General features: G+C 62.4%; 24 protein-coding genes and 1 riboswitch. Of the genes, 14 read left to right on the top strand and 10 right to left on the bottom strand.

The window, feature by feature from the left end; all coding sequences use genetic code 11:
• Window positions 1–56 precede the first annotated feature (56 nt).
• Window positions 57–1,058, bottom strand: a complete 1,002-nt coding sequence (locus ACTJJ7_RS18820) for an ABC transporter substrate-binding protein (RefSeq protein ID WP_440968458.1) — start codon at window positions 1,056–1,058, stop codon at window positions 57–59.
• A 483-nt stretch (window positions 1,059–1,541) separates the two neighbouring features.
• Between ACTJJ7_RS18820 and ACTJJ7_RS18815 the strand changes: the two genes are divergently transcribed.
• On the top strand, window positions 1,542–1,886 hold the full coding sequence (locus tag ACTJJ7_RS18815; protein WP_130270133.1) for a hypothetical protein: 345 nt from the start codon (window positions 1,542–1,544) through the stop codon (window positions 1,884–1,886).
• A 230-nt stretch (window positions 1,887–2,116) separates the two neighbouring features.
• The gene (locus ACTJJ7_RS18810; protein ID WP_158531234.1) at window positions 2,117–2,254 is read left to right on the top strand and encodes a hypothetical protein; all 138 of its coding nucleotides are present in this window, start codon (window positions 2,117–2,119) and stop codon (window positions 2,252–2,254) included.
• 322 nt (window positions 2,255–2,576) lie between these two features.
• On the opposite strand, the gene mmsB is transcribed toward ACTJJ7_RS18810, so the two are convergent.
• Window positions 2,577–3,485 (bottom strand): 3-hydroxyisobutyrate dehydrogenase, encoded by a 909-nt coding sequence (gene mmsB, locus ACTJJ7_RS18805; protein WP_440968471.1) that lies wholly within the window; start codon window positions 3,483–3,485, stop codon window positions 2,577–2,579.
• Window positions 3,486–3,514: 29 nt separating this feature from the next.
• Window positions 3,515–4,681, bottom strand: a complete 1,167-nt coding sequence (locus ACTJJ7_RS18800; RefSeq protein WP_440968457.1) for an isobutyryl-CoA dehydrogenase — start codon at window positions 4,679–4,681, stop codon at window positions 3,515–3,517.
• A 119-nt stretch (window positions 4,682–4,800) separates the two neighbouring features.
• Here ACTJJ7_RS18800 and ACTJJ7_RS18795 point away from each other — a divergent pair, with 119 nt between their 5' ends.
• The 5 genes from ACTJJ7_RS18795 to cobO all read left to right on the top strand — a co-directional run bounded on the left by ACTJJ7_RS18795 (window position 4,801) and on the right by cobO (window position 12,694).
• Complete coding sequence (locus tag ACTJJ7_RS18795; RefSeq protein WP_440968456.1) at window positions 4,801–6,258, top strand: cobyric acid synthase; 1,458 nt, start codon at window positions 4,801–4,803, stop codon at window positions 6,256–6,258.
• Window positions 6,259–6,302: 44 nt separating this feature from the next.
• A riboswitch (cobalamin riboswitch) is annotated at window positions 6,303–6,536 on the top strand.
• Window positions 6,537–6,698: 162 nt separating this feature from the next.
• Window positions 6,699–7,223, top strand: a complete 525-nt coding sequence (cobU, locus tag ACTJJ7_RS18790) for a bifunctional adenosylcobinamide kinase/adenosylcobinamide-phosphate guanylyltransferase (RefSeq protein ID WP_440968455.1) — start codon at window positions 6,699–6,701, stop codon at window positions 7,221–7,223.
• A gap of 4 nt (window positions 7,224–7,227) precedes the next feature.
• Window positions 7,228–8,283, top strand: coding sequence for a cobalamin biosynthesis protein CobW (gene cobW, locus ACTJJ7_RS18785; RefSeq protein ID WP_105732310.1), 1,056 nt, complete (start codon window positions 7,228–7,230; stop codon window positions 8,281–8,283).
• 14 nt (window positions 8,284–8,297) lie between these two features.
• The gene (gene cobN / locus ACTJJ7_RS18780; protein WP_440968454.1) at window positions 8,298–12,029 is read left to right on the top strand and encodes a cobaltochelatase subunit CobN; all 3,732 of its coding nucleotides are present in this window, start codon (window positions 8,298–8,300) and stop codon (window positions 12,027–12,029) included.
• A gap of 26 nt (window positions 12,030–12,055) precedes the next feature.
• Window positions 12,056–12,694, top strand: coding sequence for a cob(I)yrinic acid a,c-diamide adenosyltransferase (cobO, locus tag ACTJJ7_RS18775; protein ID WP_130270147.1), 639 nt, complete (start codon window positions 12,056–12,058; stop codon window positions 12,692–12,694).
• Window positions 12,695–12,728: 34 nt separating this feature from the next.
• Here the strand turns inward: cobO and ACTJJ7_RS18770 are convergent, their stop codons facing one another.
• Window positions 12,729–13,520: a TSUP family transporter gene (locus ACTJJ7_RS18770; RefSeq protein ID WP_440968453.1), complete on the bottom strand. Its 792-nt coding sequence runs from the start codon at window positions 13,518–13,520 to the stop codon at window positions 12,729–12,731.
• A gap of 176 nt (window positions 13,521–13,696) precedes the next feature.
• On the opposite strand from ACTJJ7_RS18770, the gene ACTJJ7_RS18765 reads away from it, so the two are divergent.
• Genes ACTJJ7_RS18765 through cobM form a run of 3 tightly spaced genes read left to right on the top strand, consistent with a single transcriptional unit; the run spans window position 13,697 to window position 15,294 of the window.
• Entirely contained in the window at window positions 13,697–14,125 is a 429-nt protein-coding gene (locus ACTJJ7_RS18765; protein WP_105732314.1) for a TerB family tellurite resistance protein, read from the top strand.
• Window positions 14,125–14,529 (top strand): cobalamin biosynthesis protein, encoded by a 405-nt coding sequence (locus ACTJJ7_RS18760; protein WP_440968452.1) that lies wholly within the window; start codon window positions 14,125–14,127, stop codon window positions 14,527–14,529. Before ACTJJ7_RS18765 ends, ACTJJ7_RS18760 begins: the two co-directional genes overlap by 1 nt.
• A gap of 3 nt (window positions 14,530–14,532) precedes the next feature.
• Complete coding sequence (cobM, locus tag ACTJJ7_RS18755) at window positions 14,533–15,294, top strand: precorrin-4 C(11)-methyltransferase (protein WP_440968451.1); 762 nt, start codon at window positions 14,533–14,535, stop codon at window positions 15,292–15,294.
• Here cobM and ACTJJ7_RS18750 read toward each other — a convergent pair.
• On the bottom strand, window positions 15,280–16,038 hold the full coding sequence (locus ACTJJ7_RS18750; RefSeq protein ID WP_130270155.1) for a cobalt-precorrin-6A reductase: 759 nt from the start codon (window positions 16,036–16,038) through the stop codon (window positions 15,280–15,282). The two genes, cobM and ACTJJ7_RS18750, sit on opposite strands and share 15 nt — an antisense overlap.
• Entirely contained in the window at window positions 16,025–17,140 is a 1,116-nt protein-coding gene (locus ACTJJ7_RS18745; RefSeq protein WP_440968470.1) for a cobalt-precorrin-5B (C(1))-methyltransferase, read from the bottom strand. Before ACTJJ7_RS18745 ends, ACTJJ7_RS18750 begins: the two co-directional genes overlap by 14 nt.
• A gap of 110 nt (window positions 17,141–17,250) precedes the next feature.
• On the opposite strand from ACTJJ7_RS18745, the gene cobA reads away from it, so the two are divergent.
• From cobA to cbiB, 4 genes are read left to right on the top strand one after another with little or no spacing between them, the layout of a single operon-like run.
• Entirely contained in the window at window positions 17,251–18,090 is an 840-nt protein-coding gene (gene cobA, locus ACTJJ7_RS18740) for a uroporphyrinogen-III C-methyltransferase (protein ID WP_105733080.1), read from the top strand.
• The gene (locus ACTJJ7_RS18735) at window positions 18,087–19,385 is read left to right on the top strand and encodes a cobyrinate a,c-diamide synthase (RefSeq protein ID WP_105732318.1); all 1,299 of its coding nucleotides are present in this window, start codon (window positions 18,087–18,089) and stop codon (window positions 19,383–19,385) included. The genes cobA and ACTJJ7_RS18735 overlap by 4 nt, the downstream gene beginning before the upstream one ends.
• Window positions 19,385–20,395 (top strand): threonine-phosphate decarboxylase CobD, encoded by a 1,011-nt coding sequence (gene cobD / locus ACTJJ7_RS18730; RefSeq protein ID WP_105733081.1) that lies wholly within the window; start codon window positions 19,385–19,387, stop codon window positions 20,393–20,395. The genes ACTJJ7_RS18735 and cobD overlap by 1 nt, the downstream gene beginning before the upstream one ends.
• 29 nt (window positions 20,396–20,424) lie before the next feature.
• Window positions 20,425–21,402 carry an adenosylcobinamide-phosphate synthase CbiB gene (gene cbiB, locus ACTJJ7_RS18725; protein ID WP_440968450.1) on the top strand — a complete coding sequence of 326 codons (978 nt, stop codon included), beginning with the start codon at window positions 20,425–20,427 and terminating at the stop codon, window positions 21,400–21,402.
• Here cbiB and ACTJJ7_RS18720 read toward each other — a convergent pair.
• The 4 genes from ACTJJ7_RS18720 to ACTJJ7_RS18705 form a co-directional block, all read right to left on the bottom strand.
• Complete coding sequence (locus ACTJJ7_RS18720) at window positions 21,399–23,027, bottom strand: ABC transporter ATP-binding protein (RefSeq protein ID WP_440968449.1); 1,629 nt, start codon at window positions 23,025–23,027, stop codon at window positions 21,399–21,401. The two genes, cbiB and ACTJJ7_RS18720, sit on opposite strands and share 4 nt — an antisense overlap.
• Window positions 23,024–23,881: an ABC transporter permease gene (locus ACTJJ7_RS18715; RefSeq protein ID WP_440968448.1), complete on the bottom strand. Its 858-nt coding sequence runs from the start codon at window positions 23,879–23,881 to the stop codon at window positions 23,024–23,026. The genes ACTJJ7_RS18720 and ACTJJ7_RS18715 overlap by 4 nt, the downstream gene beginning before the upstream one ends.
• The gene (locus ACTJJ7_RS18710; protein ID WP_440968447.1) at window positions 23,878–24,825 is read right to left on the bottom strand and encodes an ABC transporter permease; all 948 of its coding nucleotides are present in this window, start codon (window positions 24,823–24,825) and stop codon (window positions 23,878–23,880) included. The genes ACTJJ7_RS18715 and ACTJJ7_RS18710 overlap by 4 nt, the downstream gene beginning before the upstream one ends.
• 246 nt (window positions 24,826–25,071) lie before the next feature.
• Window positions 25,072–26,556, bottom strand: a complete 1,485-nt coding sequence (locus tag ACTJJ7_RS18705) for an ABC transporter substrate-binding protein (protein WP_130270165.1) — start codon at window positions 26,554–26,556, stop codon at window positions 25,072–25,074.
• Window positions 26,557–26,567: the final 11 nt, after the last annotated feature.

Raw genomic sequence — 26,567 nt, 5'->3', positions numbered from 1 at the left:
TCGGCCCATTCGGGATGGTGCGATGCGGCGAAGCAGGTCTCCGCCGCATCCATCGGTTACTTGATCGCGGCCTTGATCTTTTCAGCGGCTTCCGCAGAAACCCACTTCGACCAGGTGGCTTCGTTGTTCTTCAGATAGTATTTTGCACCGTCTTCGCCGGTTGCCTGATTATCGACCATCCAGGCGAGGAGCTTGTTGAACTCGACCGTGGAAAGCTGACGCTGCTTCAGATAATCGAAAGCAGGCCCCGACTTGTCGGCGAATTTCTTGGTGACGATGGTGTAGATGTCGGATTTTGCCCATCCGTTCGGCTTTGGATCCGGACAATCGGCAATGGTCGTGCAGCGCTGCCATTCCTTCTCGTCAAACGGTACGCCGTTGTCGAGCTTGACCATGGGGTATTTTCCAAGGATCGCGGTCGGGCCCCAGTAATAGCCGAGCCAGGGCTCCTTGCGCTCATAGGCCTTGGCAATCGAGCCGTCGAGGCCAGCGGCAGAACCGGTATCAACAAGAGTGAAACCGTGTTTGTCGCCTTCATAGGCTTTGTAAAAATTGGTCGTCGTGATCTGGCAGGCCCAGCCCGACGGGCAGTTGAACACGGCGCCCTTCTTGGGGTCTTCCGGCGACGGGAAAAGCTCCGGATGCTTCATGGCATCGGCGATCGTCTTGATATCCGGATGCGCATCGGCGAAATATTTGGGGATCCACCAGCTTTCCGTGCCGCCTTCGGTGATGGCGGGCGCAGCGTAAACCAGCTTGTTTTCCTTGACTGCCTTTTCAAGCGGCTCACGAACGGAATTGAGCCAGCCTTCAGGCGCGATATCAGGCTGTCCTTTTTCGATCATCGATGTGAAGGTCGGCACCGTGTCGCCGGCAACCAGTTCCGCATCACAGCCATAACCTGCGGTCAGGACCAGCTTGTCCAGATTGGCCAGGGCTTCCGCCGATGGCCAGTTCATATTGGCAATGGTAACCGAACCGCATCCTGCAGCCGAAGCGGCTCCGGCAAAGCCGAAAAACCCTGCGGCCAGTAAAGTTGAAGCAAGCAGCTTCTTCATCAGTTTTGTCTCCCACTCGTTTTGACAGTTCACCCGGTACGAATCTTAACTTGGTACTGCCTTACCCAGTTGTTCGCTTGCGTGCCATTTGGCATCCTTATCGTATCAGAATGCAATGGTTTCATGGAATTAATGCGGTATATCGCGACAGCACCTGTCGATTTAACGACGCGGGAAAACCAATTGTGAAGCCGAATGTCACAATGTTCATGGGGGAAGTGTAACAAGCCGGATGATGAAATATCAATGCTTTAGGTGATTTTTCTTCATCAATTCATTCACTGTCCTGCGGTTTTTCCCGGTTTTACTGGCTCTAAGCGCCGGATTTTCCTGTGAAGGAATTCCAATGGACTTTTCCCGGTCGTCAGCCGCAATCCGGGGTTGAACCCTCCACTGTCGGTGAAACAGAACTGCATTCCATCTGTGGTACAATGCCCTGAAACCGCCGGTTGATGCGGCGTTCAAACGCAAAGGGCCCAAACCATGAAGTCTCCGACGAAGAGCCGTACACCCCATGACATGCAGATGGCGTCGATGGTCATCGCCATGCGTCTGCCGATGCTGATGCTCGAGGGGATGACGGAGACGTCTTCCAAGCCGGAATCGACGCGGGCCGTCACCGAAAAAATGGCTGCCGTAACCAATGGCGTCGTCGCGGCGCAGCTGTCGGTGATCAATTCGGCAGCGACCTTCTGGCTGGATGTGTGGAGCGGCAAGTCGCCCGCCGCCATTGCCCAGGCCACCGTCGATAAAGCGACACGGGCGGCACTGCGGCCCGGCCGGAAAACACTGCGGGCCAATTACAAGCGTTTGAGCGGCGGAGGCTGAATTAAGGCAGGTTTTCGGCTTTGCTGTCTGCGCCATCGTTGATTTTGCTGGTGCTTTGCGCGAAACGCCAGCAATTGTGGCGGCCGAAGCCGCATTTAAGCATAGCTGCCATGCAAATTTGCACAGGTCGTTGCTGTAAATGCGACACGCCATGACGAAAAAACGTGATCAAACTTTAGGCAAAAAGCGCATTTGAGCGGCAACAGACGTTTTACCCTTCAGGTGCCCAAATGCTTTACATCTTCAATCGCAACAATCGCGTCCACATTGCCTGGAATGCCACGGAAAAGCGCAATGCGCCATCCAGCAATGCCAGGAGCGGCATCGCATCGGCGGTTTCCTTCATCTGGACCCGTTCGGCCGGCTGATCGTCCAGACGCCGCAGGCTTTCTGAAACCGCTGTCCGGTCAGGGCGGCGGTTTTTCTTTGTGCTCTTGTCTGATGAAGACCCAAGTCAAAAACCGCCCTGTCCGTGAGGAGCAGTGCGGTTTTTTGCCAAATGACGCATGGCTTTCTGCCGTACAATACGCTGGCAGAGATTACAGCCCCGGTACGCAGTACCTGATCCGGAGCATGAAGCAGGGTCTTGTCTGCTCCATGCAAAGTTTTAACCGGACATCGTTACCGCGAGGTTAGCGAGAGCTTAAGCAAATCTAAATTTTGGAAATTTCCAAAGCTTTGCCGGTGCGGTCAGCCTTCGCGCGTGGCATCGCGCAGGTAATTGATGATGCCGGAGAAATCCGAACCTTCGTTTCCGGCGGCGCCGAAGGCCGCGTAGATTTCTTCCGCGTGCTGGCCGAGCGGCGTCGCGGCGCCGACACTGCGGGCGGCTTCCTGCGACAGTTTCAGATCCTTCAGCATCAGCGCGGCGGCGAAGCCCGGCTTGTAGCTGTTGTTGGCAGGCGATGTCGGCACGGGGCCGGGGACGGGGCAATAGGTGGTCAGCGACCAGCACTGGCCCGACGAGGTCGAGGCGACGTCAAACAGCGCCTGATGCGACAGGCCGAGTTTTTCCGCGAGCGTGAAGGCTTCGCTGACGCCGATCATGGAAATGCCGAGGATCATGTTGTTGCAGATCTTGGCGGCCTGACCGGCGCCGGGCTCGCCGCAATGTACGATGCGGCCTGCCATGGGCTTCAGGACCGGTTCGGCAACGGCGAACGCATCGGCTGCGCCGCCCACCATGAAGGTCAGGGTTCCCGCCGCCGCGCCGCCGATACCGCCGGAGACCGGCGCATCGACGGAGAGCAGGCCATGGGCTTTGGCGACGTCGTGCGCCTTGCGGGCGGAATCGACGTCAATGGTCGAGGAATCGATGAACAGCGCACCCGGTTTGGCCTTTCCGGCAATCTCCTCATAGACCGACAGGACGTGCTTGCCTGCGGGCAGCATGGTGATGACGACATCGGCTCCGGCGGCCGCCGCTGCGGCGCTGGCAGCAATGGTCACGCCGTTTGTGCTGGCGGTTTCGAGATTGTCCGGCAGGAGATCAAAACCCAGCACCGTATGGCCTGCCTTGACCAGATTGGCGGCCATGGGGTTGCCCATATGGCCAAGACCGATAAAAGCGACTGTCGTCATCGCAGCATTCTCCCTGATAGTATTTTGTGTATCGGATGCGGTGTGGCTCAGCGGCCCATCATCGAGCGGGAAATGATCACCCGCATGATTTCATTGGTGCCTTCCAGAATCTGGTGGACGCGCAGGTCGCGCACCAGTTTCTCCACGCCGTAATCGTGGAGATAACCGTAGCCGCCATGAATCTGCAGCGCATCATTGGCAACATTGAAGCCGGTATCGGTGACGAAGCGCTTGGCCATGGCTGACCATTTCGATGCGTCATGCGCCTTGCGGTCAAGCTTCGAGGCGGCGGTGTAGAGCAGGACGCGGGCGGCGGAAAGCTCGGTTTCCATGTCGGCCAGCTTGAACTGCAGCGCCTGGAACTGGTTGATCGCCTTGCCGAACGCCTTGCGCTCGGAGGCATAGCCGACCGCCTTGTCGAGCGCGGACTGCGCACCGCCGAGCGAGCAGGCGGCAATGTTGAGACGTCCGCCATCGAGCCCGCCCATGGCGATCTTGAAGCCGTCGCCCTCCGCGCCGAGCCGGTTTTCAACGGGAACACGGCAATTGTCGAAAATCACCTGCCGGGTGGACTGGGCGTTCCAGCCCATCTTGTGTTCATTGGCACCGAAGGACAGGCCGGGCGCATCCTTCGGGATGATCAGGGTCGAAATGCCCTTGGGGCCATCCTCGCCGGTACGCACCATGGTGACGTAAAGGTCGGTATCGCCCGCGCCTGAAATGAACTGCTTGGCGCCGTTGAGGACATAGTGGTCGCCGTCGCGCACTGCGCGGGTCTTGAGCGCTGCGGCATCCGAGCCGGAATTGGGCTCGGTCAGGCAATAGCTCGCCAGCCAGTCCATCGAGGTCAGCTGCGGCACGAAGCGCTGGCGCTGTTCGTCATTGCCGTAGAGATCGATCATCCATGTCGCCATGTTGTGGATCGAGATGAAGGCGGAGAAAGCCGGGCAGGCGGCAGACAGGGCTTCGAAGATCAGCACCGCATCCAGGCGTTTCAGTCCCGAACCGCCGAACTCTTCCCTGGTGTAGATACCGCCCATGCCGAGCGGCCCGGTCTCGCGAATCACATCGGCGGGAAAATGCTTGTCCCGGTCCCAGGCCAGCGCGTTCGGCGCCACGCGGTCCGCCGCAAAGGCGCGCGCCATGTCCTGAATGGCCAGCTGATCCTCATTGAGTTCGAACTGGCCGGACGCCGTATCAACGACCGCATCCATGATAACCTCCCTGTATTCCTCTTGATTTCCACTCTATCGCAAGCGCGGGGCCGCGCAACGATTCAGATCAGTTTTGCCGGGGGCTAGGAAGAGAAAGACATATCCGCTACTCAAAGCCCATGACGCACGCAATCATGTTGCAGGGAACAGGGTCAGATGTTGGTAAATCCGTCCTGGTGGCCGGACTTTGCCGGCTTGCGCGCAACCGCGGATTGACGGTTCGCCCGTTCAAACCGCAGAACATGTCGAACAATGCAGCGGTCAGCGACGATGGCGGCGAGATCGGGCGGGCGCAGTGGCTGCAGGCTGTTGCCTGCGGCGTGCCGTCCTCGGTGCACATGAATCCGGTGCTCCTGAAACCGCAGTCGGAGACCGGCAGCCAGATCATCGTGCAGGGGAAAGTCTGGGGACAGGCCAAGGGGCGCGATTACCAGGCATTCAAGGCGCAGCTGCTCGATGCTGTTATGGCGTCGTGGGACATTGTCTGTGAGGGCGCCGATCTGGTCATCGTCGAGGGGGCGGGGTCTCCCGCCGAAATCAACCTGCGGGCCGGTGATATCGCCAATATGGGCTTTGCCATCCGCGCCAATGTGCCTGTCGTTCTGGTCGGCGATATCGATCGCGGCGGGGTGATCGCCTCGCTCGTCGGCACCCATGCAATCCTGCAAAGGGAAGACCGCGAGATGATCGCGGGTTACATCATCAACAAGTTTCGCGGCGACGTCTCGCTGTTCGACGATGGCCTCAAAGCCATAACGCAGTTCACCGGCTGGCCGTCATTCGGCGTGGTGCCATGGCTGAAGGATGCGGCCCGGCTGCCGGCCGAGGATTCCGTCGTCTTGGAACGGTTGGTGAAGGGCGAGGGCCGCGCGCTGAAGATCGCCGTGCCGGTGCTCGACCGCATCGCCAATTTCGATGATCTTGATCCGCTGATGGCCGAACCGCAGGTGGATGTGGTGATGGTGCGCAGCGGCGAACGCCTGCCCGCCGATGCGGGGCTGGTCATCATTCCCGGTTCCAAGTCCACCATCGGCGACCTCCTGCGCTTCCGCGAGAACGGCTGGGACAGGGATCTCGACCTGCACCGGCGGCGCGGCGGCCATATCATCGGCATCTGCGGCGGGTTCCAGATGCTGGGCAGAACCGTGCGTGATCCCGACGGCATCGAAGGCAGCGTGACGGAGACGGCAGGGCTCGGGCATCTCGATATCGATACGGTGATGGAGCCGGAAAAGACCGTGCGCAATGTGGCGGCGCAGTCGCTGCCGTTCGACCTGCCGCTCGATGGCTACGAGATTCATCTGGGCCGGACGACCGGCCCGGACTGTTCGCGCCCGGCCGTGCGCATCAACGGCGTCAACGACGGCGCCATATCGGCGGATGGCAAGGTGTTCGGCACCTATCTGCACGGGCTTTTCGGGGCAGACCGGTTTCGCGCCGCGCTTCTGGGCACGATGGGCATTGCCGCCGAGGCATTCGACTACAAGGCCGGGGTCGATGCCGCGCTCGACAGTATCGCCGCCGAGCTTGAAACAGTGCTGGATGTGGATGCGCTGCTCGCATGTGCCGCTCCCTAAGCAAACCGCGCGCATTCCATTGACATTTCCCGTGGGGGATGAATAACGTCCCAGCCATGATTGGTTCCCATATTGGCCAAAGGCCAAGGGATCAAAAGGGAATGCGACGGTTGTACCCTCAAGGGCGACCCCACCGCAGCCGACCCCGCGACTGTAGAGCGGCGAGGATCAATGCAAAGCCTGACGCATATGCAGAAGGCAGCCACTGGGAAACCGGGAAGGCGGCATTCATCCTGTGACCCGCGAGCCAGGAGACCTGCCAGTCATAGAGCGTTTCCCAGGAAACGCTCGGGGCAATCCTGCCCAAGAACCGAAGGGTCGTGTCCCTTCAGGCCCAGCACGGAGGTTGTTATGGCTGCTCGCATTGTATACGCGCTCGTTTCCCCGCCCGCATTCCGCTTGATCGTACCTGACGGATCATCGCGATTGCAGTGACGGCGATGCCCCAGCTGAATCACGGCGTGACCTTCATTCTCGGCGGTGCCCGCTCGGGCAAGTCCAGCTTTGCCGAAGGCCTGATCATGGCTTCCGGCCTTGACCCCGTTTATCTCGCAACCGGCAGGTCCTGGGACGAGGAAATGTCGGTGCGCATCGACCTGCACAAGGCGCAGCGCGGTTCATCCTGGCACACCATCGAAGAACCGCTCGATCTGGTCGACACCCTGCAAGGGGCTGCCGCCGCGGGCAAGGCGATCCTCGTCGATTGCCTGACGCTCTGGCTGACCAATCTGATGATGGCCGGGCGCGACATCACCGCCGAGACGCGGCAACTGGTGCAAGCGCTGCCAAAACTTCCGGGCTCGATCGTTCTGGTTTCGAACGAAGTGGGTCTCGGTATCGTACCGGAGAACCGCATGGCGCGCGATTTTCGCGACCATGCCGGACGTCTCCATCAGGCCGTGGCGCAGGCCGCGGCAACAGTCTATTTCGTGGCAGCCGGGCTGCCGCTCACCATGAAGGGATAGGAATATGCAGGGTCAGAAGATTCCAGCAACAGTCATCACCGGTTTTCTCGGTTCGGGCAAAACCACGATGATCCGCAATCTGCTCGAAAATGCCAATGGCAAGCGCATCGCGCTGATCATCAACGAGTTTGGCGATCTTGGCGTCGATGGCGGCCTGCTCAAGGGCTGCGGCATCGAAGCCTGCCGCGACGAGGATGTGATCGAATTGAACAATGGCTGCATCTGCTGCACCGTCGCCGATGATTTCATCCCGACCATGACCAAGCTGCTCGACCGTCCTGACCGTCCGGATCATATCGTCATCGAGACCTCGGGCCTCGCGCTGCCGCAGCCGCTGGTTGCCGCCTTCAACTGGCCGGAGATCAAGACGCAGGTGACGGTTGACGGTGTCGTCACGGTGATCGACGCTTCCGCCGTGTCCGAAGGCCGCTTTGCCGATGACCACGACAAGGTCGATGCCCAGCGCATCCAGGACGAATCGCTCGACCATGACAGCCCGCTCGAAGAACTGTTCGAGGACCAGATCCGCGCCGCCGACCTGATCGTTCTGAACAAGAGCGACCTGATCAGCGACGCGCAGCTCGATGGCGTGCGCGGCGATGTGCAGAGCCGCTCGTCGCGCGCGCTCAACATGGTCCCGGCCAGCTTCGGCAAGCTCAGCAACGAACTGCTGCTCGGCCTCGGCGTTGGCACCGAAGAGGATATCGCCAACCGCAAGTCGCACCATGAAATGGACCATGAAGCGGGCGAAGAGCACGATCATGACGAGTTCGAGAGCTTTGTTGTCGGGCTTGGTCCGGTGACTGAACCCAAGAGCTTTGTCGAGAAGCTGAAAACCGTGATTGCCGATCATGACATCCTGCGTCTGAAAGGCTTTGCCGATGTTCCCGGCAAGCCGATGCGGCTGGTGGTGCAGGCGGTCGGCACGCGCATCGAGCATTACTTCGACCGCGCATGGAACCCGGGCGAAGAGCGGCAGACGCGCCTCGTCGTCATCGGACTGCACGACATCGACAATGACGCCATTACATCGGCGGTAACAGCCGCTGCCGCTGCCTGACGATAGGATATTGAATGCATCTCCTGCTTGCCCAGAAAGGCACCATCGCTGAAGGCACCGAGGCCATCGACCTCGGCCAGACGCCGGGAGATGTGCTGTTCCTGTCCGCCGCCGATACGGAACTGGCCAGCCTTGCCGCCGCACGGCGGCAGGGGGATGGCGCGGTTTCGCTGCGCCTTGCCAATATGATGAGCCTGTCGCATCCGATGTCCGTCGATGCCTATGTCGAGCGGACAGCGCGCCATGCCAGGCTCATCGTCGTCCGGGTGATCGGCGGCGAGAGCTACTGGCCCTATGGTCTCGAAGCGCTGCATGCCTGCGCGGTCAACCACAAGGTGCAGCTTGCGGTGCTGCCGGGAGACGACAAGCCAGATCCGGGGCTCGACCGGTTTTCGACGGTCGCCCGGCCTGATCGCGATGCGCTCTGGCATTATCTGCTGGAGGGTGGGGCGCAGAATGCCCAGCGCTTCCTCGATTATTGCGCGGCCCTGATTTCTTCCGGCGAGAAGCCGCAGGAAGCGGCGCCTTTGCTCAAGGCGGGGTTGTGGTGGCCCGGCAAGGCGGCGCCGTCGCTGCAGGAGATGCGCCGTGACTGGACGGACGGCGCGCCTGTCATTGCCATCTGCTTCTACCGGGCGCTGGTGCAGAGCGGCCAGACCCAGCCCGTTGCCGCTTTGCTCGATGCGCTGCGTGCCAGGGGGCTCAATCCGCTGCCGGTGTTCGTGTCGAGTTTGAAAGACCCGGTGTCCATCGCCACGCTGGAGAGCATTTTTGCCGAAGCGCCGCCCGCCGTGGTGCTGAATGCCACGGGATTTGCCGTGTCTGCGCCGGGCTCCGCGCGCAAGCCGACGGTGCTTGAACATGATGGCGCAATGGTGCTGCAGGTCATCTTCTCCGGCTCCAGCGCCGAGCAGTGGCGCCAGTCGGATCAGGGCCTTTCCGCCCGCGATCTGGCGATGAATGTTGCCTTGCCGGAAGTCGATGGCCGGGTTTTGTCGCGCGCCGTCTCATTCAAGTCGGCGCAGCATTTCGACGAGGCGGTGCAGGCCAATATCGTCATGCACGAACCGCAGGCCGACCGCATCGCCTTCGTTGCCGATCTCGCGGCGAACTGGGCGCGGCTGCGCACAAGCAAACCGAATGAGCGCCGCGTTGCGCTCGTCATGGCCAACTATCCCAACCGGGACGGACGGCTTGGCAATGGCGTCGGGCTCGACACCCCTGCGGGTACATGGCAGGTGCTGAAATCCATGCGCGATGCCGGATATGATATCGCCGGTATGCCTGCCGATGGCGAAGCGCTGATCAACCATCTGATGGCCGGGCCGACCAATGCCGCCAGCGAAGGGCGCGCCATCCGCGAGACGATTTCGCTCAATCAATACAACAGCTTCTTTCAATCGCTTCCCCAGGTGATTCAGGAGAAGGTCACGGCGCGCTGGGGTGCGCCGGATGGTGATCCGTTCTTCCTCGATGCGGCCCGCGGCTTTGCGCTGCCGCTCAGCCGGTTCGGCGGCATTCTCGTCGGTATCCAGCCGGCACGCGGCTACAATATCGATCCGAAGGACACTTATCACTCACCCGATCTGGTGCCGCCGCATGGCTATCTCGCCTTTTATGCCTATCTGCGCGGTGTCTATGATGCGCATGCCATCGTGCATGTCGGCAAGCACGGCAATCTCGAATGGCTGCCGGGCAAGGCGCTGGCGCTGTCGGAAACCTGTTTTCCCGAGGCGGTGCTGGGGCCGGTACCGCATATCTATCCGTTCATCGTCAATGATCCGGGCGAAGGCACGCAGGCGAAGCGCCGTTCCGCCGCTGTCATCATCGATCACCTGACGCCGCCTTTGACCCGGGCCGAAAGCTATGGGCCGCTGAAGGACCTCGAAGCGCTGGTCGACGAATATTACGAGGCATCCGGGGTTGATCCGCGCCGGCTCGTGCGCCTCAAGGTGCAAATCCTTGATCTCGTGCGCGATATCGGTCTCGACAGCGATGCGGGCATTCACGATCACGATCCCGACGATCTCGCCCTGCAAAAACTCGATGCCTATCTCTGCGATCTCAAGGAAATGCAGATCCGCGACGGGTTGCATATTTTCGGCCTGTCGCCGGAGGGGCGCCTGCTGACCGATCTGGTGGTCGCGCTGGCGCGTGTGCCGCGCGGTTCGGGCGTTGGCGCCGATCAGAGCCTGCAGCGCGCCATCGCCGCTGATCTCGGCTTTGCCGGTTTCGATCCGCTGGATTGCGACATGGCTGCGCCCTGGAATGCGGAACGGCCCGCAATTCTGAACGCCGTCGCCAACGATCCGTGGCGTATTGCCGGCGATACGGTGGAGCGTATCGAGTTGCTGGCCGCCAAGCTGGTGGCCGGTGACAGCGCCTGTCCGGCTGAATGGCAGGCAACGCATACGGTTCTGGACGGTATCCGCACGACCCTGCATCCGGCTGTGATGGCCTGCGGCGCCGCCGAAATGACCGGGCTCATGACGGCGCTCGACGGCCGTTTCATTGCGCCGGGACCCTCCGGCGCGCCGACACGCGGCCGCCCCGATGTGCTGCCGACCGGGCGCAACTTCTTTTCCGTCGACAGCCGCGCCGTGCCGACACCGGCCGCATGGGAACTCGGGCTGAAATCGGCCGAACTCTTGATCCGCCGCTACACGCAAGATCATGGCGAATGGCCGACCTCGCTGGGACTGACCGCCTGGGGCACATCGAACATGCGCACCGGCGGCGACGATATTGCGCAGGCGCTGGCCCTGATCGGCGTCAAACCGGTCTGGGACATGGCCTCGCGGCGCGTCACCGGATACGAGATCATCCCGCCTGCCGTGCTTGGCCGTCCACGCGTCGACGTGACCCTGCGCATATCCGGCTTTTTCCGCGATGCCTTCCCCGACCAGATTGCACTGTTCGACACGGCGGTGCGGGCGGTTGGCGCACTGCCTGAGGATGCGGAAGACAATCCCATCGCCCTGCGCATGCGCAGCGAACAGGCGCGGCTTGTAGCGGAGGGAGCCGATGAAAAGACGGCAAAGCAGCGGGCGGGTTTTCGCGTGTTCGGGTCCAAGCCCGGCGCCTATGGTGCCGGTCTGCAGACGCTGATCGATGAAAAGGCCTGGGACAAGCGCGACGATCTTGCCGAGGCATGGCTCGTCTGGGGCGGCTATGCCTATGGCGCGGGGGAAGAGGGCAAGGCGGAGCGCGGTCTGCTCGAAGAGCGGCTGCGCACTGTCGAGGCCGTGGTGCAGAATCAGGACAACCGCGAGCACGACCTGCTCGACTCCGACGATTATTACCAGTTCGAAGGCGGGATGTCGGCGGCGGTCGAGCAGCTGTCGGGCGACCGTCCGGCCATCTACCACAATGATCATTCGCGCCCGGAAAAGCCCGTGATCCGCACGCTCGAGGAAGAGATTGGGCGCACCGTGCGCGGCCGGGTGACCAATCCGAAATGGATCGCCGGGGTGATGCGCCATGGCTACAAGGGCGCCTTCGAGATGGCGGCGACGGTCGATTATCTCTTTGCCTTTGCCGCGACGACAGGCGCTGTGCGCACCCACCATTTCGAAGCGGTCTATCAGGCGTTCCTGATGGACGAGGATGTGCGGACATTCCTGAAAGACAAGAACCCGCATGCGCTGCGGGATATCGCCGAAAAGCTGGAGGAGGCCGTGGAGCGCGGCTTCTGGACCCCGCGCTCGAATTCGGCGCGCTATGAACTCGGCACGCTTGCCGCTTGAGACAATGATTCGGAAGGAGACGCCAAATGGCTGAAAAATCAGAGAAACTGTTGAACCTGACCGAAGAGGAAGTCAACGCGCGCCACGCCGACAAGATGCGCAAGAAGAAGGTGGTGCGCGACAAGATTCTCGCCACCAAGACCGATGAAAAGGGACTGGTCATCGTCAATACCGGCAAGGGCAAGGGCAAGTCGACCGCTGGTTTCGGCGTCGTGTTTCGGGCACTCGGCCACGGCATGAAGATCGGCGTGATCCAGTTCGTCAAGGGTTCGTGGGATACCGGTGAGCGCTGGGTTCTGGAGAAATTCCCCGAGCAGGTGACCATCTCGGCCATGGGTGAGGGCTTTACCTGGGAAACCCAGGACCGCGCCCGCGATATCGCCATGGCCCGCGATGCCTGGGAGCAGGCGAAAACACTGATCCTTGATGAGGAAACCGACCTTGTCCTGTGCGACGAGCTGAACATCGCCCTGCGCTACGACTATCTGCCGGTGGAGGAAATCATCGATGTGCTCAAGCAGAAGCCGCACATGAAACATGTCATCATCACCGGGCGCAATGCCAAGGATGAACTCATCGAGTTTGCCGATCTCGTCACCGAGATGGAAATGATCAAGCACCCGTTCCGTTCCGGCATCAAGGCGCAGAAGGGCATCGAGTTTTAAAGGCGATGTTCATGCCCGCTGCACCGCGCTGCTGCTAAAGCAGCGTGGCCAGCCACAGGCGGATGGGATTGCTCGGGTCCAGAAGCAGCTTTGTCGCCAGAGCCAGGCAGACGATCACCAGCAGCGGCTTGATGATTTTTGCGCCGTTCTTCATCGCCAGCCCCGCGCCGACCCGCGCGCCGATGAACTGGGCGACACCCATGCACAGGCCGACCTTCCAGTTGATGACGCCGAGAAAGGCGAAGGTGGCGAAGCCGCCGAGATTGGATGCGAGGTTGAGCAGTTTCGTGTGGGCCGTCGCCTTCAGCAGGCCGTAACCGGCCAGTGAGACAAAGCTGAGCATGAAGAACGAACCGGCACCCGGTCCGAACACGCCGTCATAAAATCCGATCAGCGGAACGATTGCGAGACCGAACAGGAACGGCGTCATCCGGTGGGCGCGGTCGATATCGCCCATGTTGGGCTTCAGGGCAAAATACAGCGCGATGGCGATGAGCAAGACCGGCAGGAAGGCGCGCAGGACGTCGCCGGGCAGAAAGCCGGCAAGGAGGGCGCCCGCCACCGCACCGAGAAACGACATGAACGCCGATGGCAGCTGTTTTCTCAGGTTCACATGGCCTTTCTGGGCATAGGCTATGGTTGCCGAGGTGGAGCCGAACAGCGATTGCAGTTTGTTGGTTCCAAGTGATTCCACCGGCGAGAGACCGGCCAGAAGCAGGGCCGGTACGGTGATCAGACCGCCGCCGCCGGCAATGGAATCGATGAAACCGGCGGCAAAGCCGGCGATGATCAGAAGCACGGGAATATTGTCGAAGAAGGCGGACATGGCGGGAGACTCTTTGGAGAACGTGCCGGACCATAGAGACAATTTCCGGTTTGGCGAGAACATTTCAATGCTGAGCCAATCCGCTTGTGCGAATCGCATTCTGGTGTGTTGTTTGCGCACTTGAATTCAGCCGCCGGGGCTGCGATCTATCGCGTGAACACAGTTTTGGGGGTACAATGAGCGAGAGCATCTTTGATCGCATCACCGCATTTCTCGGCACCAAGAGCGCCGTGCAGAAGGTTGCCGATGACCCGGTCCTGACGGCGGAGCTGCTGCTTCTGATGCATGTGGCGCTGGCTGACGGCAAGACCGAAAAGTCGGAATATGCGGCAATCCTGCGCATTGCCTCCAATGATTTTGGCATCGCGCCCGACGAATTCGGCGAAGTGGCCGACTATCTGAAGGATTTCGGTTACGAGACCTCCAGCGAGCAGGCGGCGCTGGCTTTTGCCGATGTGCCGTTCGAGCGCAAGGTCATGCTGCTGCGGCACCTGCTGACCATCGCCAATGCCGATGACGATCTTGATCCGAAGGAAGCCAATCTCATCCGCCGCACCGCCGATCTCCTGGGCGTGACGCCGGAAGAGCTTCACAAGCAGCATTGATGATTGAAGAGCCGGGGAGCGCTGCCCGCTACACGCTGGGCCTTGGATGCGAGCGGGGATGCGATCCGGCGGAACTGCGTAGCCTCGCCGAATCTGTCCTGCATGCAGCCGCAGCAGAGCCTCGGGATCTCGCAGGCATCTATTCCCTCGATGCCCGCGCGGATGAACCGGCGATGGTAGCGCTTGCCGCGCTTTGGCAATTGCCGTTCCTGTGCTTCGATGCGGCAACCCTGGAACGGGAAACGCCCCGCCTTGCCAACCCCTCCCGGCGCGTCTTCGAGCTGACAGGCAGCCACGGCGTCGCGGAAGCGGCAGCGCTTGTCGCTGCGGGACCGGATGGCGCGCTGGTGATCGGCAAGACAAAATCCGCCCATGCAACGGCTGCATTGGCAAGAAAGAGATAGACAATGACGGTTCATTTTATTGGTGCCGGGCCCGGCGCCCCCGATCTCATCACCGTGCGCGGCCTGAAACTGATCCAGTCCTGCCCGGTCTGCCTCTATGCGGGATCGCTGGTGCCGCCGGAAATGGTGGCCGAAGTGCCGGAGGACGCGCGGGTTGTCGATACCTCGTCGCTGACGCTGGACGAGATCATTGCCGAATTCGAATTGGCGCATGCGCAAGGCAAGGACGTGGCGCGGGTGCATTCCGGCGATCCCTCCATCTATGGCGCGGTGGCCGAGCAGATGCGCCGCCTCGATGCGCTTGGCATCGACTACGACGTGACGCCGGGCGTTCCGGCCTTTGCCGCTGCCGCTGCTGCGCTGAAAAAGGAACTGACGGTTCCCGAGGTGTGCCAGACCATCATTCTCACCCGCACCTCGATGAAGTCCTCGGCCATGCCGGAGGGCGAGGATCTCGTGACATTGGGCAAATCCGGCGCGACGCTTGTCATTCACCTCTCCATCCGCAATCTCCAACGGATCGAGACCGATCTGACGCCGCTCTATGGCGCCGATTGCCCCGTCATCGTGGCCTACCGCGTCGGCTGGCCGGACGAGCAGTTCGTTCATGGCACGCTGGCGGATATTGCCGGGAAAGTGCGGGAGTCGGGCCTGACGCGCTCGGCCATGATCTTCGTCGGCAAGGGCCTGTCGGCGGATGCATTCCGCGATTCCGCGCTTTATCACAAGGACCACAGCCATACCTTGCGGTCACGTCCGGAGTGAGCCCAGCGTTTCCTCGATAAACCGCAGAACGCCCGGTGTGTCGGGCAGGGTGTGACCGGCGGGGCGGTGCGGCCGCTCGATCATGATGACGGGAAGGCCAAGCTCGCGCGCCGCGGCGATCTTGGCATAGGATGCGGCGCCGCCGGAGTTGCGGCACACGATATGGGTGAGGCGTTTGCCGGTGAGAAACGCCGCTTCCTCATCCTTCTTGCCCGGTTTGGACAGTTCCAACTCGAAATCGAAGAGGTCCAGCGGCGTTTCCGGCGGATCGATCATGCGCACGACGAAGTGGATGTCGTGCCGTCTGGAGAACGGTGCGATGTGCTGGCGGCCGAGCGCCAGCAGCACCCGCGCCTTTGCAGGAATGGCGGCAACCGCTTCGTCAAGGCTTGCGACACTGGTCCAGGCATCGCCGGGTTTGCGCTGCCAGTCCGGCCGCTCCAGCCGGACGAAGGGGACCTCCGTAGCATCCGCCGCCGCGCGCGCATTGTCCGATATCTGCGTGGCGAAGGGGTGGGTCGCATCGACGAGCAGGGCGATATCTTGGGCGCGCATATAAGCGGCAAGGCCGTCCGCGCCGCCAAAACCGCCGCTGCGCACCTCGCCGTCGATCCTGCCGGGATTGCTGGTGCGGCCCGCGAGCGATGAGATCGTGCGGTAGCCAAGGGCGACGAGCGCAGCGGCGAGTTTGACCGCTTCCGCCGTGCCGCCGAGGATGAGGACGGGACGGTTACAGGCGCGCAAGGATTGTTCCCTTGCGGTCCGTGACGATCATCTCCACCTCGACGGGCGCACCCTTGAGAGTGGCAAGCGCCACGGCTTTCGCTTTTTCCGCGATGGATTTCGGCAGGTCGATGCCGAGCCCTTGAGTCATTTCAAGCACTTCCTGCGCGGTGTTGGCATTCAGAATCCGCTCCCTCATGTTCTTGTCGAATCCAAGTTTTTCCGCTTCGTCGGCCAGAAATGCCATGCTGACCTGGCTGCGGGCGGAATGCAGGTCAAGCGCGCCCTGCGCCAGCTTGGTCAGCTTGGCAAAGCCGCCCGCGATGGTCAGCCTGTCGATGGGGTGGACCCGCAGATATTTGAGCAGGCCCCCGGCGAAATCGCCCATGTCGAGGAGCGCAATGTCCGGCAGATCGTAGATGGCCTGCGCCGCATCTTCCGAGGTCGAGCCTGTCGCCGCCAGCACATGGGTGAGCCCGGCGGCGCGCGATACGTCAATGCCCCGATGGATCGAGTGGATCCATGCGGCGCAGGAGAAGGGGTGGACGATGCCCGTGGTGCCGAGAATGGAGATGCCGCCGATGATGCCAAGGCGCGGGTTCCAGGTTTTCTTGGCCAGTTCCTCGCCTTCCGGCACGGAGATCGTCACGACAAGATCGGCGGGCAGGTCGTACTGGGCGCAGATTTCCGTGCAGATCGCGGTCATCATGGCGCGCGGGACGGGATTGATCGCGGCTTCACCCGGCGGGATCGGCAGGCCCGGCAGGGTGACCGTTCCCACGCCTTCGCCTGCGACAAACTGAATGCCGCTGCCGGGGGCCGAAGGATAGACCGTGGAGATGATGGTGGCGCCATGGGTAACGTCAGGGTCATCACCGGCATCCTTGACGATCCCGGCAATGGCATAGCCATCGCCGATTGATTCGAGCGCCAGCGGAAAATGGGGGACCTCGCCCTTCGGCAGGATGATGGCGACCGGATCGGGAAACTCGCCCGTGATCAGGGCAATCAGCGCGGCCTTGGTTGCGGCGGTGGCGCAGGCGCCCGTGGTCCAGCCCCGGCGCAGAGGGGCAGGGCTGGCATCGTCTGGTTTTCGCAATCCGGCATCGGGTTCGTCGCTCATGCGCGTCTTATAGACCAGCTTGGGATAGAGTTGCATGATTTTTCCGATAAGTTCATGCTTGCGATGCGGAAAATTATGCTATGCGCGATGCAACAGATACGGGGAGCGCGATGAGCGCAGTGACGTCAAAATTGCCGAAGTTCGAAGCGGGCCATGTCTGGCTTGTCGGGGCCGGGCCGGGTGATCCTGGGCTCTTGACGCTGCATGCGGTCAATGCGCTCGAACAGGCGGATGCCATTGTCTATGACGCGCTGGTCAACGAGGAATGCCTTTCCTTTGCCCGTGCGGACGCGGAACTCGAATATGCCGGCAAGCGCGGCGGCAAGCCGTCGCCGCAGCAGCGCGATATCTCCTTGCGCCTGGTGGAACTGGCCAAGGCCGGCAAACGGGTGCTGCGCCTGAAGGGCGGTGATCCCTTCGTTTTCGGCCGGGGTGGCGAGGAAGCGCTGACACTGGTCGAACACGGCATTCCTTTCCGCATCGTGCCGGGAATCACCGCGGGTATTGGCGGGCTCGCTTATGCGGGCATTCCGGTGACCCACCGTGAGACCAACCAGAGCGTGACCTTCCTGACCGGACACGACGCGACGGGCCTTATTCCCGATACGATGGACTGGACGAGCATCGCCAAGGGTTCATCCGTCATCGTCATGTATATGGCGATGAAGCATATTGGTGTCATCGCCGCCAAATTGATGGCGGCGGGCCGCGCGAAGGACGAACCCATGGCCTTTGTCTGCAATGCCACGACGGGCGCGCAGACAGTGCTGGAGACGACATTGGAAAAGGCCGAGAATGCGGTGGAGCAGGCGGGACTGCGCCCGCCCGCCATCGTTGTCATCGGCGAGGTGGTGCGGCTGCGCAACGCGCTGGACTGGCTGGGGGCTCTCGACGGGCGCGTCCTGCAGGTCGATCCGCTGGGAACACGCCGCGAAAAGGATGCGGGATGAAGGGCTTTGTCATCGCCGCCCCGGCATCGGGAAGCGGAAAGACCACGATCACCCTGGGTTTGCTGCGCGCGCTGCGCGACAGCGGCGTGAAGATTGCGCCCGCCAAGGCGGGGCCCGACTATATCGATCCGGCCTATCACAGCGTGGCCAGCGATGTGCCCTGCATCAATCTCGATCCCTGGGCCATGCGGCCGGACCTGATCAGCGCCCTGGCATCGCGTCATGCGGAAGGCGGCAAGACGCTGGTGGTCGAGGGCATGATGGGGCTTTTCGACGGCGCGCTGGATGGCAAGGGATCGGCGGCCGATCTTGCCGTGCGCCTGTCGCTGCCGGTCATTCTGGTGCTTGACTGTGCCAAGCAGTCGCATTCGATCGCCGCCGTGGTCAGCGGTTTCCGGGATTTCCGCCGCACCTTGATGATTGCCGGGCTGGTGCTCAACCGCGTCGGCAGTGCCCGGCACGAGGCCATGCTGCGCGCCGCACTGCAGCCGGTCGGCATTCCGGTTCTGGGCGCCATCGCGCGCGACCCGAGGCTGCATCTGCCGGAGCGCCATCTCGGGCTGGTGCAGGCGGGGGAACATTGCGAACTCGATGCGTTCATGGCCCATGCGGGCGCGGTCATGGGTGCGCAGATCGATCTTGCCGCGCTGCAGCAGATCGCCGGGCGTCTGGGCCCCGCCGCCTCCATGGCCAATATTGCGCGGGTGCCGCCGCTCGGCCAGCACATTGCGGTGGCGCGCGACAATGCCTTCGCCTTTTCCTATCTGCATCTGCTCGATGGCTGGCGGCGGCGCGGCGCGCAGATCAGCTTCTTTTCGCCGCTGAACGACGAAGCTCCGGCAGCGGACAGCGATGCGGTCTATCTGCCCGGCGGCTATCCCGAACTCTATGCGGCACAGTTGGCCGCCGCCGCCAATTTTACCGCCGGTATCCGCCAGGCGGCGCAGCGCGGCATCCCGGTCTATGGGGAATGCGGCGGCTACATGGTGCTGGGCGAAAGCATCGAGGATGCCGCCGGGAAAACCCATGGCATGCTCGGGCTGCTGCCGCTGCAAACCAGCTTTGCCGAGCGCCGGATGCATCTGGGCTACCGGCGGATCGAACCGCTGGCGGCCTCGCCGTTCCCGTTTCCTTTCACCGCGCATGAATTCCACTATGCCAGCATTGTGCGCGAAGGCGATGCCGCGCGGCTGTTTCGCGTCCGCGATGCGCTGGGCGGGGATCTCGGCGAGGCGGGTCTGCGGGTCGGCTCGGTGTCGGGGTCCTACATGCACATGATCGATATGGCCGGATGATGCAGATTGAGCATGGCGGCGCGCTTGATCGCGCCATGGACCGGTTTGGCGGCCGGCGCGAAGACTGGATCGACCTGTCCACCGGCATCAATCCGGAGGTTTTTCCGCTGCCGTCCATGCATCCGGACCTGTGGAACCGTTTACCCGATGAAAACCTGCTGGCTGCGGCGCTCGCGGCAGCCCGCGTCTATTACCGCACCTCGGCGGACGCGGGCATTGCCGCTGCGCCGGGCACGCAGGCGCTGATCCAGATCATGCCAGAACTGACGGATCGCGGCGAGGTGGCCATCGTCGGTCCGACCTATCAGGAACACCAGTCCTCGTTCGAGCGGGCTGGCTGGACGGTAACGCCGTGCGCTGACGTCTCCGCCATCCCGCATTCGGCCCGGGTCGCCGTCATCGTCAATCCCAACAATCCGGACGGCCGCATCGTTGCAAAGGACACGCTGCTGGCGCTGGCCGGGACCTTGCAGGCGCGCGGCGGTTTCCTGATCGTCGACGAAGCCTTTGCCGATCCGCATCCCGAAACAAGCATTGCCGCGCAGTGCGGGCGCGATGGCCTGATCGTGCTCAAATCCTTCGGCAAGTTTTTTGGCCTTGCCGGCCTGCGGCTGGGTTTTGCCCTGACCAGCCCGCTGCTTGCGGCGAAACTGACGCAGCGCATGGGGCCATGGGCTGTGTCCGGTCCGGCGCTGGCGATTGCCCGGCACGCCTTTACCGACACGTCGGCGCTCGGCGCCTTCAGCACCCGCCTGACCCGGCGGCGCACGCGTCTCTCCGCGGTTTTTTCCGGGGTGGGGCTGAAGGAAATCGCCGGTACCGATCTGTTCGCTCTGGTCGAGCATGGGCGCGCCCATGCCCTGTTCGAGGCCTTGTGCGCGCAGCATGTTCTGGTGCGCAAATTCGCCTATGCGCCGCAGTGGTTGCGCTTTGGCCTGCCATTGGATGAGAATGACGCAGAGACATTCCGGCAGCGGGCCGTTATAGCAATGGACGCTGTGCGCAGCTGAGATTTTGAATCAACGGGATCGAATCATCCATGGAAATCAACCTTTTGATTCTGTTTCTTGCCCTCCTGGCGGACCGTTATGTCGGCGATCCCGACTGGTTGTGGCAGCGGGTGCCGCATCCCGTTGTGCTGTTCGGCAAGACCATCGCCTTCATCGACAAGCGTTTCAACCGGTCTGGACATACAGACGAGGAAAAGCGCCGCAACGGTTTCCTCGCCATGCTTGCCTTGCTGCTTGCGGCGGCAGGTATCGGCGTGCTGATCCATTGGGCGCTGACGATGATCCCGCCGTTCGGCGGCCTGATCGAGGCGCTGATCGTCGCCGTATTCCTGGCGCAGAAAAGCCTGGGCGAGCACGTCGCGCGGGTTGCCGACGCGCTGCGCAATGACGGGCTGGTGGGCGCGCGCCGTGCCGTGTCGATGATCGTCGGGCGCGATCCGCAGGTGCTCGACGAGGCGGCCATTTCACGCGCCGCGATTGAAAGTCTTGCAGAGAACACGTCAGACGGGATCATTGCCCCGGCCTTCTGGTTTGCGCTGCTCGGCCTGCCGGGGCTTCTCGCCTACAAAATGCTGAACACGGCGGATTCGATGATCGGCCATCTCAATGACCGCCATCGCGATTTTGGCCGGTTTGCCGCCAAGCTCGATGATGTCGCCAACTGGATTCCGGCACGCCTGACCGGATTGCTGATCGCCGCGGCCGCATGGATCGTGCACGGCGGCAAGGCTGCCGCCCGCTCGTTCGACGTGATGATGCGCGATGCGCGGCTGCATCGCTCGCCCAATGCCGGTTGGCCCGAGGCGGCCATGGCCGGGGCCATCGATGTCGCGCTTGCCGGACCGCGCATCTATGGCGGCGTGGTTGCCAACGAGCCGATGCTCAACGGATCAGGCCATCGCGATGCCGGTGCCGCGCACATCGATGCGGCGCTGCGCGTCTACAGCGTTGCAACTGCGCTTTTCATGGGCGTGTTGCTCGTTCTGTTTTTTCTTGGACTGTTTTAGCCCTGTTCGGTGATCCGGCGGGCAAGGGCCTTGTGCAGGTCGGGTGAGGCCCGGACCAGCGCCCGGCCGGCATCCGACAGCGGCTGGCGCAGGATTTCCTCCGTCTTGCCGCGCTCAACGATCTTGCCCTCCGACATCACCATGACCGTATCGGTGATGGCCCGCGCTACGGCGAGATCGTGGGTGATGAACAGATAGGCGATGCCCAGCCGGTCGTTGAGGTCGGCGAAGAGATCGAGAATCTGCGCGCGGATCGACACGTCGAGGGCGGACACCGGCTCGTCGGCGACGATAAGTTTCGGCTCGGTGATGATGGCGCGGGCGATGGCGAGCCGCTGGCGCTGGCCGCCTGAGAATTCGTGCGGATATTTGTCCTTGTCGGCGCGCGGGATGCCGACCCGCTCCAGCGCGCGGTGCACCCGGTCGCGCCGCTCGCCATCGGACAATTCGCGGTCGAGCAGATAGAGCGGCTCCGCGATCAGGCGCTCGGCCTTGTGGCGCGGATTGAAGGAACCGTAGGGGTCCTGAAACACCACCTGCATGTTGCGCCGCACCGGGCGCAGATCGTCCGGCGCCAGCTTGTCGATGCGCCGCCCGGCGAAATGAATCTGGCCGTCCGTCGGATGGTCAAGGGCGAGCACCATGCGGGCGAGGGTGGACTTGCCGCAGCCCGACCGCCCGACAAGGGCCGTGGATTGCCCCGGCTTGATATCGAAGGTGACGTCGTCCACCGCGCGGAAATCCGGGTCGCGGCCGAACAGTCCCTTGCGGCGCCCCGGATAGGTGCGCGTGAGGTTGCGGATCGCCAATAACGGCCCATCCGGCGTGGTATGCACGAGGTGGTGCGGGGTGCGTTCCGGCACGTGCATCGATGCCTGTGCCAGCTGGCGCGTATAGGGATGCGTCTGTTCGCTCAGGATTTGCGTGGTTTCGCCGGTGTCCATGACCTCGCCATGCCGCAGCACGGTGATCGAATGGGCCATGCCGGCGACCACGGCAAGGTCGTGGCTGATCAGCAGCAGGCCCATCCGTTCCTCGTCGACGAGGCTTTGCAGGAGATCGAGAATCTGTGCCTGCAGGACGACATCGAGCGCGGTGGTGGGTTCGTCGGCAATCAGCAGGCGGGGTTTGAGCGCGCAGGCAATGGCAATCACCACGCGCTGGCGCTGGCCGCCGGACAGTTCATGCGGATAGCGGCTGAGCGGAAATTTTTCCGGGGGCAGGCCGACCCGGTCGAGGATGGCACGCGTCTGTTCCTCGGCGATGGCGCGGGTTGCGCCGGTGTGCAGCCTGATGCCTTCGGCCACCTGTTCGCCGATTGTCTTGACCGGGTTGAGGGCGGTCATCGGCTCCTGAAACACCATGCCGATCTCGTTGCCGCGCAGGCGGCACATGTCCGCTTCGCTGGCTGTGAGCAGATCGTTGCCATCGAAGCGGATGTGGCCGCCGGTCCGCGCGCCGCCCGGCAGCAGCTTCATGATGCTCAGCGCCGTCATGGATTTGCCTGAACCGGATTCGCCGACAAGCGCGCGGATTTCGCCTGTCCTGACCGAAAGGTCGATGCCTTTCAGGGCCTCGAACGCACCGATGCGCAGGGTCAGCTTGCTGATTTCAAGCAGGTTCATGACCGCTCCCGCCGCATTTTCGGATCGAGAACATCGCGCAGGCCATCGCCCAGAAGATTGAGCCCGAGCACGGTGATGACGATGGCGAGGCCCGGATAGAGCGCCATGTGCGGTGCCATGCCGATCATGGTCTGTGCCTCGAACAGCATGCGCCCCCAGCTCGGCATGGGCGGCTGCGAGCCGAGGCCGACATAGGACAGGCCCGCTTCCGCCAGAATGCCGAGCGAGAACTGGATGGTGCCCTGCACCACAAGAATGTTCATCATGTTGGGCAGGATGTGCTCGACCGTGATGAGCAGGCTGCTCTTGCCCGCTGCCCTGGCGGCCAGAATATATTCGCGCGGCCACAGCGACAGCGCCGCGCCGCGGGCGACGCGGGCGAAGACCGGAATGTTGAAAATACCGATGGCGATGATGGCGTTGATCGCGCCGGGACCGAACACGGCCGTGATCATGACAGCGGAAAGCAGGGCCGGAAAGGCGAAGACGAGATCGTTGAAGCGCATCAGGGCTTCGTCGATGATGCCGCCGCGGGCCGCTGCCCACAGGCCGAGCGGCACGCCGATGCCGGCACCGATGACAACCGACACAAAGGCAACGGCAATGGAATTGCGGCTGCCGACCATGATCATCGACAGGATGTCGCGGCCGAAATGGTCGGTGCCGAGCCAATGGGCCGCGGACGGCGGTTTCAGCTTGCCGAGAATGTCGAAGGAACCGACGGCATAGGGTGTCCAGACGAAGGAAAGCGCCGCCATCAACGCCAGCAGGACGGTAATGATCAGGCCGATGACGAAGGACCGGTTGGAAAAGGCTTTCGAGATATTGGCCTGCCATTCCGTGGGCGCGCTCATGGGCGGCCCCGCAGGCGCGGATCGACCAGCGCATAGGAGAGATCGACCAGAAGATTGACCAGAATGACGGTAGCAACCAGCAGCATGACGACGCCCTCGACCACGATGAGATCGCGCTGAGTGATGGCCTGGAACACCAGACGGCCCAATCCGGGCAGATAGAAGACATTTTCGATGATGATCGTACCGGCCAGCAAGAAGGCGAACTGCAGGCCGAGAATGGTCAGGACCGGGATCAGGGCGTTGCGCAGGGCATGCCGGTACAGCATCTTGCGGCGGGTGAGGCCCTTGGCGCGGGCCGTGCGGATATAGTCCTCGCCAAGCACGTCGAGCAGCGCGGAACGGGTGACGCGGGCAAGGATGGCAGCCTGCGGCAGGCCCAGCGCGATGGAGGGCAGGATCAGCGATTTGAACCCGGCCCAGATACCGGCATTCCAGCCGGGAAAGCCACCCGCCGGAACGAGGCGCAGGCTGACGGCGAAGACATAGACCAGCAGCAGCGCGAACCAGAAATTGGGAATGGCAACGCCGACCTGGGCAATCGCCATCGTGCCGCTGTCGGCCATTGTGCCGCGCCGTGACGCGGAAAACAGGCCGACGGGAATGGCAATGATTGTCGACAGCAACAGCGAGATGAGCGCCAGCGGCAGGGAAACGGCGACGCGTTCGGAGATGAGATTCAGGACCGGAACCGAATAGGTGTAGGACTTGCCGAAATCGCCGGTGAGGAGCCCGCCGATCCAGCTGAAATAACGCACGAGCAGGGGCTGGTCGAGCCCCATCTGCTGCTGCAGGGCCCGCACGGCATCCTCGGTGGCGTTCATGCCAAGCATGAGCCGGGCCGGATCACCCGGCACGATTTCCAGCACGATGAACACGACGATGGAAGCGGCCAGCAGCGTCAGGATGCCGATCAGAATCCGCTTCGACACGTAGTTCAGCATGGGCGCTTTGACCCTGGATAGGGGTGCTCACCCCCCTCTGTCCTGCCGGCCTCCGGGGCGAGCCACGGGTCTCGCCCGTCCTTCGGACCCCCCACAAGGGGGGAGATCACATCGGCATCGGCATATCTGCTTACTTTTCGACGTTTCAGAACCAATTGAAACAGCTGTGAAAACTGATCTCCCCCCTTGTGGGGGAGATGGGCGGCAGCCCAGAGGGGGGTGAAAGAACCCAGGTCCATCACCCCGTCACTCCACCCATTTCACGGCCGTCAGGTCATTGGCCGGAATGGGGCCGTTTTCCCACAGTCCTTCGACCTTGGCATCCCAAATGCCGGTTTTCGGCAGCTGGAAGAGAAAGGCGACCGGCGCATCGGCGGCGAGAATTTTCTGCGCCTGCTGGTAGAGTTGCGTGCGTTTGGCCGTATCGGAGGTCGCCTCGATCTGCTTGATCACCTCGCGGAAGGCCGGGCTGGTGTAGTTGAAATAATAATTGTCGCGGGCAAAAATGTTGAGATCGTTCGGCTCGGTGTGCGACACGATGGTCATGTCGTAATCCCGGCCCTTGAACACCTGCTCCAGCCACTGCGCCCATTCCACCGGAATGATCTCGGCTTCAACGCCGATTTCACGCAATTCCGCAGCAATGATCTCGCCGCCGCGCCGGGCATAGACAGGAGGCGGCAGTTTCAGCGTGGTTTTGAAACCGTTGGGATGACCGGCCTCCGCCAGCAGTTTCTTCGACAGTGCGGGGTCATAGGCAGACTCGGCCGTCAGGTCGATATAGGCGGGGTGATGCGGTGGAAAAAACGAGCCGATGGGTGTTCCCAGGCCGAACATGGCGCCGTCGATCAGGGTCTTGCGGTCGATGGCGTGGCCGATGGCCTGCCTGACCTTGAGATTGTCGAAGGGCGGCTTCTGGTTGTTCATGCCAAGGACGGTCTCGCCCTCCGTCGTGCCGATGACCACCTTGAAGCGCGGGTCGGCCTGAAACTGCGGCACGGCCTCATAGCTCGGAAAGACGGGAAACGCCTGTACGTCACCGGCAAGCAGCGCGGCCGTTGCCGCGGCCGGATCGGGGATGATGCGGAACGTCGCCTTATCAAGGGCAACCGGCGTGCCCCAATAGGCCGGATTTCTGGAGATGACGATCTGTGAGCCCTTGGCCCAGGTGTCAAACTTGAAAGGCCCGGTACCGATGGGCTTTTCCTTGTTGGTATCGGCGCTTTCCGGCGCGACGATGACTGCGGCGGCCCAGCCCATATTGTAGAGGAAATCGCCATTGGGCTGCTTGAGCGTGACCTTGACGGTCAGCGGATCGACAACCTCCACCGTATCGATGGCGGCGAACAGCGGCTTTTGCGGATTGACGGATTTGTCGTCCCGCGCCCGGTCGAGCGAGAATTTGACATCCTGCGCGTCAAAGGCCGTGCCATCGTGGAATTTCACGTCCTTATGCAGCTTGAAGGTGTAGACCTTGCCGTCTTCCGACACGGTCCAGCTTTCGGCAAGGGCGGGCAGAACCTCGCCCTTGGCATTGATGCGCGTCAGCCCCTCGAACACATTGGCGTAGACCACTTCGCCAATCGCCGTGGCCGCACCGGCCGTCGGATCGAGATGCGGCGGCTCCAAGACGACGCCCAGCACGAGATCGGTTTTGGCGGCAAGGGATGCGGTGGCGGAAAGCAGGACAAGCGCGCTGGCCGCAAGGGCCGACTTCCAGAATGTGTTCACTCAACTCTCCC

Origin of the sequence: Phyllobacterium sp. 22229 (assembly GCF_052056495.1) — a bacterium.
Lineage (GTDB): Bacteria > Pseudomonadota > Alphaproteobacteria > Rhizobiales > Rhizobiaceae > Phyllobacterium > Phyllobacterium myrsinacearum.
The sequence above is the reverse complement of the archived record's forward strand: the minus strand, read 5'-3'. Positions and strand labels throughout refer to the sequence as shown.